Here is a 13,250-nt window from a genome sequence, read left to right as displayed (position 1 = left end):
ATAGGAAAACAAATGAAACCATTACTCACTGTAAGCTTAATTGCGACTACAATCATTTCCACGACGGCAATGGCAAAAACTGTCGATTGGACACCAGGTATTGGCGGTGATATTTCTTTAATGGTTGGCTACAACAAATCAAATTCACAATTTAATAGTGATAATCACACCACTGAAAACTTAAATAATAATGGAGATGATCAGAATAAAATGTTCGTCGCCCCCATTGGTAGCTTAAGCTACACCTTTAATAGTGGTGACAAACAACTCTATTTTGGTACCAGCCGCTCAGACATCGCACTGGGTCGTTTTCATGTTGAAGCTGGATACCGACAAAAATTTGCCGATACCTCAACCCTTACCCTAAGCTATATTCCTGGTGTATTAAGCCAAAAAACATGGCAAGATCCTTACTTACAAGGTGTAAAACGTAGCAAAACAAATTCTAATATTAATGCCTTTAGCGTCAAACTGGATAATATTCGTGGCTCACGTTTTTCTGGCCAAATTGCCTACGGTAAGTTCAGTGTTGATCATGAAAACAGTGGCAACGATCCTTTCCTAAACCTAACCAATAATGAAAAAGCATCCCTAAACCGTAATGCTAACGTCCTTTATACTGAAGGCACATTTGTGCAGCCTTTTAGCCGTAGCTTAATTCTACGCACCGCAATCAATTACACCAATATTGATGCTGATGGTCGTGCCATGAGCAATAATATTTATGGCGCAGCAGCAACCATTATTCAGCTGTTACCTCAATCTAGCCTTGCGTTTACGCTAAGTTACAAAACAGCGTTATTTGATGCCACCCACCCCGTTTTTAATAAAAAGCAACAAGATAATAAGTTTGGTGCATTCTTAGCGTATGAATACAACCAGCCCTTTAATTGGAAAAACTGGGGCTTAGTTTCTCTGATTGGTTACAGCTCAACCCAATCAAATATCAACTTTTATGACAGTAACGATGTGTTAGTCAGTGCAGGCTTAAACTATAAATTCTAATGACGTTGCAATTAATAGCTGTTGCTTGAGTTTATTGTGAATAAATAGCTTATATTTCGGAATGGTTGTAATTTAACCATTCCGAAATAATTCGAGACATCCATCAAAATATCGATTAGATTGAACACTCTTTGCCAAAGTTATGGAAACGTTAAATAAATTATGGCGGCTAATAATCGTACTGCTGATGCATCTCTAGAATCCTTGCATCGCATTTTCACTGTACCAGAAGCTCCGGATTCAACCTTAGGCTTGATTGAAAAAGAACTGTCAGAAAATCTCAATGAGTTTCTGCGTACCCATATCGCAGCCACTGAAAAACCGCTGGCAGAAATTGAAAAAGATTTCTCCAACGCCAATATTCCTGAACTTCCATCGTTTGTTTCTGATCATACCCAATTATTACTGAATAAATTAGTTGCTCAGTCTGTTCATACTGCAGCACCGACATTTATTGGTCACATGACTTCTGCCCTGCCTTACTTCATGATGCCTTTATCTAAAATCATGATTGCACTTAACCAAAACTTAGTAAAAATAGAAACCTCAAAAGCGTTTACGCCACTTGAGCGCCAAGTATTGGGTATGCTGCATAAGTTAATCTTCAATCAAAATGAAAGTTTCTATCAACAATGGATGCACAGTGCCGACCATTCTTTAGGGGCTTTTTGTTCTGGTGGGACCATCGCTAACATTACAGCACTGTGGGTTGCCCGTAATGCCGCATTGCAACCTGATGGTGAATTTACAGGCGTTGGTCAGCAAGGACTACTGCGTGCAATGCGACATTATGGCTATGATGATCTAGCGATTTTAGTCTCTGAGCGTGGTCACTACTCTCTTAAAAAAGCAGCTGATGTATTAGGTATAGGACGTGACAGTCTTATTGCAATTAAAACCGATGATAACAACCGGGTTGATCTTGATGCCCTACAAACAACACTTGCTGACTTAAAGCATAACAATATTAAACCTTTTGCCATTATTGGTATTGCAGGAACGACTGAGACTGGCAATATCGATCCTCTTGATCAACTCGCAGACATTGCCGCAGAACATCAGTGTCATTTTCATGTTGATGCCGCTTGGGGTGGTGCAACATTGATGTCAAATAAATACCGCCATTTACTTAAAGGGATCGAACGTGCCGATTCGATTACCATTGATGCCCATAAACAGCTCTATATTCCAATGGGTGCTGGCATGGTGATATTTAAAAATCCCGAGTTAATGACAGCCATTGAACATCACGCTGAATATATTCTTCGTAAAGGCTCTAAAGATCTAGGGAGTCATACCCTTGAAGGCTCGCGCAGTGGAATGGCCATGCTGCTGTATGCCAGCATGAATATTATTAGCCGCCCGGGCTATGAACTGTTGATCAATAATAGTATCGAAAAAGCCCATTACTTTGCTCATTGCATTGAACAACACCCTGAATTTGAATTAGTCACTCACCCAGAATTATGCTTGCTCACTTACCGCTATGTACCAGCAAAAACTCAACAAGCATTATTGCAAGCAACACCAGAGCAGCGTGATCAACTATTAGAGCTATTAAACGATCTCACTCTATTTATTCAAAAACGGCAGCGAGAATCTGGCAAATCGTTTGTATCACGAACTCGTATCACTCCAGAAAAATGGCAACGTAAGCCAACAACTGTCTTTCGGGTGGTGCTAGCTAACCCGCTCACAACCACTGAAATTTTAGAAAATGTATTAGTTGAGCAACAGCAACTGGCGCAACAAAGTACAATTAGTCTGCCTGAAATCGTTAATTTGACTGAACAAATAATAGAAAAAAGAACAAAAAATGATATATAACGCCTTTATTTCTATACGTTATTTTGCGAATACTTAGCTTATATCGCATTTTTTGCCTACTCCTCTCATTAAACTGAATGGTAAACGGTATTCAATATATGACTATCTTATGAATAACTCGCGATCTAACTATGAACAGTGGATGATTATAGTATGAATAGCGCCATAAAATAGTCCCGTTTACCCTTGTTTATATTCATTCAATTACCCACTTAAAATTAGATTTTTGGGTAAAATCGATTTTTCAAGAGAATATGACTCAAAATACATGTTCATAAGATTTCATTTTTCAACGCCACCGTTATCATATTGACCAATAACCGATAACAACCATGATTAACATTGTTTCAATCCTGTTACAAAAAGCCATCGCTATTAATAATGATTCTCAACATCCCGTTTTGTTCCTTTTTGACCCAAAAAAATATTCCACTAAATCATGATTTAAATCAAAAAACAGCCTAACTGAAGCCAAAAAAAAATGCCCTATTTGCATTAAATAGGGCATTTTTATGTCATTTTATGTCATAAATATTTGTTAACAACACAACGATAGCAACTCAATATTGGTATAAATTAGTCACCGGCAAACATATAACCTTCACCGTGAACGGTAACAAAAATCTGTGGATTCTTTGGATCAAGTTCCATTTTAGAACGCATACGACGGATTAAAACATCGATAGTTCTGTCATTTGGCGCTTCAACTCGATGGCTTAACATGTTCAAAATACGCTCACGACTAAGCACAACATTGGGGTGTGATGAGAAAGCCACTAACAGCTCATATTCAGCTTTAGTTAGCTTCACAGGAAGACCATTATGAGTCAGTGCGCGCTTGTTAATATCAAACTGCCACTCACCAAAACGAATGATATTATCTTCCTGCATTTCAACCATAGTCTCGTCACGCGCCTTTTCTACTAAGGTCATGCGCCATAACAAGTTTTTCACTCTAACTAACAGCTCACGCAGTTCAAAAGGCTTAGTAACATAGTCGTCTGCGCCCATCTCTAAACCGACAATTCTATCGATACTATCAGTACGTCCGGTGACTAAAATAATGCCAACTTCAGAGCGACTACGCAGCTCACGAGTTAGCATTAAACCGTCTTCACCTGGCAGGTTAATATCTAGCATTACAAGGTCAATTGTTTCCGTTGCCATTATCTCGCGCATCTGTGCGCCACTGTCTGCTTGGCTTACCTTGTATCCTTCATTTTCAAAATACCCAACCAATTTTGTGCGGGTAACAATTTCATCTTCTACAACAAGTACGTGATGGGTCATGTCGTTCTCTTTTTAGTTTTTGGCTTTCTGACTGAACGGTAGCACAAACTAAGACCATTCACAATTTGTCATAACTATGCCTTTGCTATTCATTCGTAGCGTTAACCTTATTCATATCGTGACAATAAGATTACCCCATAAAATTTTAACCGTCACCGTACCCTACGGTGTGCATTCTTTTTAAATGGAATCTTTCAAAATGAAAAAAATTTGGCAGATGTTGACTAAGCCAAGCAGCAAGTATTCTATTCTTGCGCTTGTTCTTGTCGGTATAGGTATCACTCTGGCTGGTGTTGTTGCTGTCCACAAAGGTTTTGAACACGCCTCTCAGACTGAATTCTGTATTGGCTGTCATACCATGCAACAGAACTACGAAGAGTATAAACAGTCTGTGCACTTCAAAAACGCTTCTGGCGTTCGTGCTGAATGTGTTGACTGTCACCAGCCTAAAGATTTCCCAGGCAAGCTAGAGCGTAAATTAGGCGCTTGGAAAGATGTATACAACCAATACGTCACGAAGAAAATTGACACACCTGAAAAATTTGAAGAGCACCGCCTAGAGCTAGCTCAAATAGTTTGGAAGCGTATGGAAAGTCAAAACTCAAAAACATGTAAGAGCTGTCACAACTATTCTGCAATGGATCACGCTAAACAGTCTCCAGAAGCAGCAGCAGCAATGACTGACGCAGCAGCGAAAAACATGAACTGTATTGAGTGTCACAAAGGTATTGCACACGAACTACCAAACATGGCTGGCGGTTTCCAGAAAGATTTCCAAAACCTACAAGCTGAAGCAACCACTCAAGGTGCAACAGCAGAGAAGCTTTACTCTCTAGGTGAAAAAGATATCTTTGCAACTGATGATCCAAAAGGTAAATCAGAAGGTAAATTACTACCTGCTTCTGAAGTTACTGTACTTGAACGTAAAGGCGACATGCTAAAAGTTGAAGTAAACGGCTGGTTAGAGAAATCAGGTAAAGGTCGTGTAATGACTGAGTACATGGGTAAACGTGTCTTTAAGGCAACTATCCGTGGCGAAATCAAAGCGAACGAGAAAATCATTAAAGAAGAAACTGATCCTGCAACTAACATTGTATGGCAAAATATCAGTGTTCAAGGTTGGGTTACTAAATCAGACATGATTGATAGCATCAAACCAATCTGGAACTATGCAGAAGATATGTACGCGTCTACATGTAACGCTTGTCACGCGGCGCCAGACCCAGGCCATTTTACTGCAAATGGCTGGATCGCAAGTCTGAAAGCCATGAGCTCTTACTACCGTCTGACTAAGACTGAAGAACGTACACTGCTTAAATATCTTCAGAACCACGGCAGCGATACAGGTGGTGCTGGCGCGCATTAATCCAGCGCTCCAATAAACGATTAAATGATAGGCGGGCGATAATTGTTATCCCCGCCCCATCGATAAAAATTAAAGTTTAAGGATTCTCCAACTATGGCGACTCAAACTAATAAAACAGGCATTTCACGCCGCCGCTTTCTTTCAGGCCTTGTAGTAGCAAGTGCTGCGTCAGTTGTTGGCACTAGCCTGCTTGCTCCTCGCAAAGCAATGGCAGCTGATGAAGTGAAAGCAAGCTTCTCTGGTGATGTTCTATCAGGTTCTCACTGGGGTGCATTCCGCGCTAAAGTTGTCAATGGTGTATGGACTGAAACAACACCATTTGAAAAAGACAAAAACCCAACCGATATGATCCAAGCGGTACGTGAAGTGGTTTATAACCCTGCGCGTGTTAAATACCCAATGATTCGTATCGATTGGCTAAAGCAAGGCTACAAGTCAGATACAACCCAACGTGGTAACAACCGCTTTGTACGTGTGCCATGGTCGCAAGCATTAGACTTCATGTACCATGAAATGGAGCGCGTACAGAACAACTTTGGCCCAAGCGCACTTTACGCAGGTCATACAGGTTGGCAGTCAGTAGGTAAACTGCATAACGCAGGTACCATGATGAAGCGTGGTGTTAGCCTTCACGGTACAACACTAGGCAAAATGGGTGACTATTCTACTGGTGCTGCACAAGTAATTCTTCCTTACGTTGCTGGTGCAATGGAAGTTTACGAACAACAAACATCATGGCCGCTAGTGCTTGAACACACTGACACTATCGTGATGTGGGCCTCTGACCCAATTAAAAATCTGCAAGTGGGTTGGTTAGTACCAGACCACAGCCCATACCAATACTATGAGCAACTTGCAGAGAAAGTGAAGAACAAAGAAATCAAAGTGATCTACGTCGATCCAGTGGTTTCTAGCACTCAAAAAGCTGTTGGTGGCGAGCAGATCCGTGTTAACCCACAGACTGACCTACCATTAATGCTAGCGATTGCGCACACGCTATACACTGAAAACTTATACAATAAAGAATTCGTTGCTGATTACACAACGGGTCTTGATAAGTTTATGCCTTATGTATTAGGCGAAACTGACGGCGTTACTAAAAACCCTGAGTGGGCAGAAAAGATTTGTGGTATCAAAGCTGATGATATTCGCGCTCTTGCTCGCACTATGGCTAAAGGCCGTACTCAGATTATTGGTGGTTGGTGTCTACAGCGCATGCAACACGGCGAGCAGTATGCTTGGATGTTGGTTGTTCTTGCTGCAATGCTGGGCCAAATCGGTCTACCTGGTGGTGGTTTTGGCTTTGGCTGGCACTACAATGATGCGGGTTCAATTACCTCTAATGGTCCGCTAATGTCTGGCTTTAGTGGTGTAACAGGCGTTGATCCAATTCATAGTGGTTCATACGACGGTTTCTCTACTTTCATTCCAGTTGCACGTTTTGTTGACTGTATTGATAACCCTGGCAAGACCATCGATTACAATGGTCAGAAGATCAAATATCCATTTATGAAGATGGCTATTTTCAGTGGTAACAACCCGTTTGGTCACCACCAAGATCGCAACAAAATGATCAAGGCATGGACTAAGCTACAAACAGTTGTATCGATTGATCACCAGTGGACAGCAACATGTCGTTTTGCAGATATCGTATTACCTGCAACAACCACTTACGAGCGTAATGATATCGAGCAGTACGGTAACCACTCTAACGCAGGTATTATTGCTCTGCGTAAGATTGTTGAACCACTGTTTGAGTCTAAAGATGACTTTGAGATCTTCAGTGAACTATGTTCTCGCTATAACCGCGAAGAAGCATTCACTGGCGGTAAAACGCAAATGGAGTGGATTGAAGAAATCTACAACGGCGCGCGTTTACAAGGTCGTGGTCTAGGTGTTCGTATGCCTAACTTCAAGAAATTCTGGGATGGTGAAGGCTTCATTGAATTCCCTGCTGGTAAAGAGTGGATCCGTCACGAATCATTCCGTAACGAACCAGATCTTGAGCCATTAGGCACAGCATCAGGCTTGATTGAGATTTACTGTAAAACTATTGCAGATATGGGCTACGACGACTGTCAAGGTCACCCAATGTGGTTCGAGAAAACAGAACGTAGCCACGGTGGTCCTCGCTCTGATCGTTTCCCGATTAACATGCAAAGTACGCACCCGAAAGATCGCCTACACTCACAGCTATGTTCGTCAACGGATTTCCGTGCAACTTATGCTGTAGCTGACCGTGAGCCTATCTTCATCAACACTGAAGATGCTGCGGCACGTGGTATTAAATCTGGTGATATCGTGCGTGTTTTCAACGACCGTGGCCAAGTAATGGCAGGTGCTGTTGTAACTGACGATTACCTACCAGGTGTTTGTCGTCTACAAGAAGGTGCATGGTACAGCCCATTAGAAGGCGGTAAAGCAGGCACTATCTGTACTTACGGCGATCCAAACGTACTGACTGAAGACATCGGTAGTTCAAGCCTAGCACAAGCAACATCTGCGGCGGCTGCACTGGTTCAGATTGAAAAATACACTGGTCCAGTTCATGCAGTAACAGGCTTTAACGGTCCTATCTACGAAGAAGGTATCGACCCACTATTCCCAGCAATGGATAAGTAATTAATCCGTTGTTAGCATAGTGAATTAACCTATAAAGGCGATGAACAATAATTTCATCGCCTTTATTTCATTTTTTAGAACCTATTCTAATAACCCTTAGGTATACTCTGCCTAATTGCTTTATTTGAATATGTTTTATGTCTGGAGTAACCATGCAAGAATTTATCGCATTTAACGAACAACGTGCTGAAATTTACTGGTGGATGTCATCACTTTTCGCCCGCGAATTAACTGATGCAGATTTACATGAATATCATGGCGGTGAGATGTATACGTTTCTGTCTGGTCTTGGTATGACAGAAGAATTAAAAGTATCAGTGGATAGCTTCCGTGCTGCGATTAAAAAATCACATGATCGTAGTGACGAACAACTAGAACTTGCGGCTGACTTTTGCGGTCTGTTTCTAAGTACGCCTAAATCAGGCGCATTACCCTACGCATCAATGTATGTTGGCACAACGGGATTATTAAACGATAAGCCCGCTCAAGACATGCATGAACTGATGGCCTCTTTTGATATTACACAGCGTAAAGACTTTAATGAGCCAGCAGATCACCTTGCGATTGAATTAGATTTCATGGGTAATCTCATCATCATGGGTAACCAGCAGCAAACAGAAGAACAACGTGAAGCATTAATGCAGTCACAGTTGTCATTCATTGATACTATGTTACTAAACTGGTTACCGTTATTTGTTAAAGAATGTCACCGACATGATCGCTTTGGCTTCTATGCTGCGGCGGCAAATCTACTACTTGCATTCTGTATGCTAGATAAGAAATTTCTTGCTGGTGAATAACACCTTTTAGCACCAAACAATAGATTTTCAACGCCCTTATTGCCCTATTATTACTAGTGGCTAATAAGGGCGTTTTTTTATACGCGAAATATAAAAATTTCTCATTTTAGATCGTGGTAAATTATCAATAACTTTATGATTTATATATTTTTATTAACTCCAATGAGAACGAAATAGGCGGATATGATAATGTCTTCTAATACCCAGCCAACTCAGCACAACGAACACACAATGGTAACTTAACTACAAACAACCTCGATGCAGGTATTATCGTATTACAGCACTCACAATACTGATGGTAAACTTTCTTTTTCTCAACTTCTGAGAACATTGACACAGAAGATGTCCTCTCTATACCAGCAATGTACTTATTACCAATCACCTCAACATCCACGAATGAATGCAAGTGTCGATAACTACATTTAACACCTACAAGATTTTTCATACCAGCTAACTCTTGTATAGACTTACAACCATTAATCTCTGTACCTATCATATGGTTGCTATCCGACATAATATAAAAATGACCAGACATATCAATATAGATTTCTGAGTAATTCAATATCTTGCTAGAGTGCTCAGTCAGCCCCTCCGCAGATGCTAACCTTCCAAAATTCTTCTTCTTGAATGACATTAGTTTTCCTTTATTATTAAATAACACCAATAGAAATTGCTCCTAAGGTACTACTTAGTTCGATGAAATAGTCATTGTGGACTTTCTGTGTCCATGCACCACATCAACTTGTTGAACGTCACTATCGATACTAATAAGGACAATACCTGCCTCACAAAGGTGAATTACCAAATCAGTTGCTTACATAATACCTATGAACCTCTTGCCACTTCAATCCAATGATTACAGTAAATACAATCAAAGCAGTTGTTTTTAAAAATATCTTCTTCAATGAATACAAATCCGTGGCCAGTTTTACTTGACCACTTCAAATTTGAGTATCGTAAGAGACAGAAACCAATGTTATATCAACTTTTATTGCTACCAAAGTTATAGTAATCACTGAAACATCCTAAATAGAAGTGATGTAATCAATACTAATCTATTTAAGAATATCTCAGTGCTAGCAATAAGATCTGAGAGCATCACAGTAATGTTTGACGCTTCAAAATCACAATACACGAGAACAGTAAGTTTTGAAGGAAGAGTAGTTCTTCAAAATATTTATATTTTCATTTGATTTTATGTTGCATAACTACGCATTACATTAACCATCACACCCTTTGCCCTTGAAATGATAAGTCATTAATTTTCATAGGGTTAATTTACCAATAATCAACATAATATATTGAAATAATAGTCTTTCTCATTACCAACTTCTGTTTTGTGCATAGCCTCATTTTTGATTTTTTATATTGTCATACAAAATTTTAAAATCTGATTCAGATCAACTAATTGTATTAATTTAAGTCATAGAATCACAAGGCGATACCAATAAGGTATATATAATCATAGCTAAAAAGGTTGATAGATGGACTCGCATGCAGCCCTTTTTGAACTCGGCCAGAAACGTCTTGCTGAGCTTCGAAAAACGAAACCTCTTCGTGAGGGATCTTTCCAAAAAAAATTAGAAAAAAATGGCATTACACGTCGTGACTTTATGATCTGGAGTGCGACCATCACTTCATTGCTGGCACTACCCTTACCTTTTAGTACCATGGTTGCAGAAGCCGCTGAGCTTTCAGATCGTGTCCCACTTATCTGGTTGAGCTTAGCTGAATGTACTGGTTGTTCTGAATCATTAGTACGTAGCACCACACCTGATATTAGTGCGTTATTATTTGAACATGTTTCGCTTGAATACCAAGAAGTACTGATGGCAGCTGCTGGTGATCAAGCAGAAGAAAACCTTGATAACGCCATGAAAGCGTATAAAGGTAAATATCTACTTGCTGCAGAAGGTGCAGTCCCTACAGCAAATAATGGTGCTTTTCTGACTCTAGGTAGCCAAGCAGAGACAGGTTTATCGCTAATTAAGCGCGTTGCCGCAGATGCTGCAGCGGTTATTTGTGTTGGTACATGTTCATCTTACGGTGGTGTACAAGCTGCGCGTCCTAACCCGACTGGTGCGAAAAGTGTCGGTGCTGTCATTGATCGTCCTGTTATCAATGTTGCTGGCTGTCCACCTAACCCTGCCAATATTACTGGTACATTAATGTACTACATCATGTTTGGTCGCTTACCTGCATTAGATATGTTCAACCGACCTAAATGGGCATATGGCGCACGTGTGCATGATAACTGTGAACGTCGTGGTCACTTTGATGCTGGTGAATTTGTAACAGAGTTTGGTGATGATAATGCCAAAAAAGGTTACTGCTTATTCAAGATGGGTTGTAAAGGTCCTTACACCTATAACAACTGTCCAACTGAACGTTTTAACGCTCACACTAGTTGGCCAGTACTTGCAGGTCATGGTTGCATCGGTTGTTCAGAGCCTGACTTCTGGGATGACATGGCTGATTTTGAAAAGCCATTAAGTCGCCAACCAGTGCATGGTCTTGATGCCACCGCCGATACCATTGGTGCTGTTATTTTAGGTGTTACTGCGGTGGGTATTGGTGCCCATGCAGTAAGTAGTATTTTTGCTAAAAAAGTCGAGGAATAATTCATGAGCAAGCGCGTCGTAATCGATCCCATTACTCGTATCGAAGGCCACTTACGCATCGAAGTTGAACTTGATGCTAATAACGTAATTAACAAGGCATGGGCATCATCTACCCTATTCCGTGGTCTTGAAATTATTCTGAAAGGTCGTACCCCTTATGATGTAGGCCTGCTTATACAACGTATTTGTGGTGTATGTACATCATCACACTACCTTTGCGGCACATTAGCAGTAGAAGATGCAATCAATGCCCAAGTACCTATCAATGCAAAATACATTCGTAGCTTAATCTTAACTACTCTACAAATGCATGACCACATTGTTCACTTCTATATTCTCCACGGTTTAGATTGGATAGATGTTGTATCTGCATTAAGTGCTGATCCTGCAAAAGCCGCAGTTGAAGCGGTGAAGTACTCTGCTACGCCAATGGCTGCAGGTGAAGGTGACTTACGTGCTGCACAAGAGAAAGTGCAAGGCTTAGTTAACACGGGTAAGTTAGGACCTTTTGCTAATGCTTATTGGGGTAATAAAACCTACAAATTCACACCAGAACAAAACCTTATTGGTTTAAGTCATTACCTTAAAGCATTAGAAATTCAGCGTGTTGCAGCAGAGGCAATGGCTGTTTGGGGCGGTAAAAACCCACATCCACAATCCATTGTTGTTGGTGGTGTAACCTGTGTTCGTGACATGCTAGACCCTGCTCGTCTGCAAGAATTTAAGCAAAAGTATGTTCATGTTGCTGATTTCATTGAGCGTGTCTATCAAGCTGATATTAAAATGGCTGCCGCAGCGTATGCCAAAGAGCCGAGCGTATTAGGTGGCTGTAACGTTGATACCTTCATGTGTAGTCAATCTATTTTGCTAAATCCTGATGATCATCTTTTTGAAAGTGGTGTTATTCGCAATAAAGATTTATCTAAAGCCGAAGCGATTGATCTTAATATGATTGCAGAAGATGTGACTCACTCTTGGTATGACGCTAATAAGCCGCAACACCCATATGATGGAACAACTATTCCTGAACATACTCCGTTTATTGAGCGTGACACCATTGTCGGCAAACGCCCAACAATCAATGAAGCAGGTAAATACTCTTGGGTTAAATCCCCACGTTATAATGGTGAGCCGGTTGAAGTGGGTCCACTAGCAACCATGGTGGTTAACTATGCCAAAGGCAACACTCGAGTAACTTCGGTAGTGAATGAATTCTTACAGCAAACAGGTCTACCAGCAGCGGCATTATTTACCACACTTGGTCGTACTGCTGCCCGCATGTTGCATGCACTAACCATCACTCGTCATGGCTTAGAGACATTTGAATCTATGGTGACTAACCTCAATTCAGACCAAACCACTTATATTGAACCCACCATTGATCCAAATAAAGAATACAAAGGTGTCGGTATCATTGAAGCGCCACGTGGTTTCTTAAGTCACTGGTTACGTATTAAAGACGCTAAAGTTGAAAACTATCAAGCAGTAGTACCAACAACATGGAACGCAGGTCCTATTGATGGCAACGGTAAGATCGGGCCATACGAAGCATCTTTAGTCGGCTTACAACTTGAAGACCCGAAAAAACCATTAGAAGTATTACGTGTTATTCACTCATTTGACCCTTGCATGGCGTGTTCAGTACACGTAATGGATTACAAAGGCCAATCATTAAGTGAATTCCGTATTCCAGCTCAGGCAATGTAACTAAGGATTTAT

Annotated in this window: 9 protein-coding genes; 7 read left to right on the top strand and 2 right to left on the bottom strand. The window is 40.7% G+C overall.

Features of this window, described 5'->3' with window-relative positions; all coding sequences use genetic code 11:
- Positions 1 to 12 precede the first annotated feature (12 nt).
- Positions 13 to 1,005, top strand: a complete 993-nt coding sequence (locus G6R09_RS12620) for a DUF2860 domain-containing protein (RefSeq protein WP_163922792.1) — start codon at positions 13 to 15, stop codon at positions 1,003 to 1,005.
- A gap of 162 nt (positions 1,006 to 1,167) precedes the next feature.
- Positions 1,168 to 2,832 carry a pyridoxal-dependent aspartate 1-decarboxylase PanP gene (gene panP, locus G6R09_RS12615; protein WP_163922790.1) on the top strand — a complete coding sequence of 555 codons (1,665 nt, stop codon included), beginning with the start codon at positions 1,168 to 1,170 and terminating at the stop codon, positions 2,830 to 2,832.
- Positions 2,833 to 3,408: 576 nt separating this feature from the next.
- On the opposite strand, the gene torR is transcribed toward panP, so the two are convergent.
- Positions 3,409 to 4,122 carry a two-component system response regulator TorR gene (gene torR / locus G6R09_RS12610; protein WP_065168547.1) on the bottom strand — a complete coding sequence of 238 codons (714 nt, stop codon included), beginning with the start codon at positions 4,120 to 4,122 and terminating at the stop codon, positions 3,409 to 3,411.
- Between the two features lie 199 nt (positions 4,123 to 4,321).
- Here torR and torC point away from each other — a divergent pair, with 199 nt between their 5' ends.
- From torC to torD, 3 genes are all read left to right on the top strand, one after another.
- Positions 4,322 to 5,488 carry a pentaheme c-type cytochrome TorC gene (gene torC, locus G6R09_RS12605; RefSeq protein WP_065168548.1) on the top strand — a complete coding sequence of 389 codons (1,167 nt, stop codon included), beginning with the start codon at positions 4,322 to 4,324 and terminating at the stop codon, positions 5,486 to 5,488.
- 93 nt (positions 5,489 to 5,581) lie between these two features.
- Complete coding sequence (gene torA, locus G6R09_RS12600; protein WP_065168549.1) at positions 5,582 to 8,110, top strand: trimethylamine-N-oxide reductase TorA; 2,529 nt, start codon at positions 5,582 to 5,584, stop codon at positions 8,108 to 8,110.
- Positions 8,111 to 8,262: 152 nt separating this feature from the next.
- The gene (gene torD / locus G6R09_RS12595) at positions 8,263 to 8,910 is read left to right on the top strand and encodes a molecular chaperone TorD (RefSeq protein WP_065168550.1); all 648 of its coding nucleotides are present in this window, start codon (positions 8,263 to 8,265) and stop codon (positions 8,908 to 8,910) included.
- Positions 8,911 to 9,106: 196 nt separating this feature from the next.
- On the opposite strand, the gene G6R09_RS12590 is transcribed toward torD, so the two are convergent.
- A complete protein-coding gene (locus tag G6R09_RS12590; RefSeq protein WP_163922787.1) occupies positions 9,107 to 9,544 on the bottom strand; it encodes a hypothetical protein in 438 nt (145 codons plus the stop codon).
- An 850-nt stretch (positions 9,545 to 10,394) separates the two neighbouring features.
- Between G6R09_RS12590 and G6R09_RS12585 the strand changes: the two genes are divergently transcribed.
- Together G6R09_RS12585 and G6R09_RS12580 are read left to right on the top strand one after the other, a co-directional pair.
- Positions 10,395 to 11,531, top strand: a complete 1,137-nt coding sequence (locus G6R09_RS12585) for a hydrogenase small subunit (protein ID WP_065168551.1) — start codon at positions 10,395 to 10,397, stop codon at positions 11,529 to 11,531.
- A gap of 3 nt (positions 11,532 to 11,534) precedes the next feature.
- The gene (locus G6R09_RS12580) at positions 11,535 to 13,238 is read left to right on the top strand and encodes a nickel-dependent hydrogenase large subunit (RefSeq protein ID WP_163922784.1); all 1,704 of its coding nucleotides are present in this window, start codon (positions 11,535 to 11,537) and stop codon (positions 13,236 to 13,238) included.
- Positions 13,239 to 13,250: the final 12 nt, after the last annotated feature.

The organism is Photobacterium sp. Alg240-V54 (assembly GCF_900537155.1).
In the GTDB taxonomy this organism is placed as follows: domain Bacteria; phylum Pseudomonadota; class Gammaproteobacteria; order Enterobacterales; family Vibrionaceae; genus Photobacterium.
The sequence above is the reverse complement of the archived record's forward strand: the minus strand, read 5'-3'. Positions and strand labels throughout refer to the sequence as shown.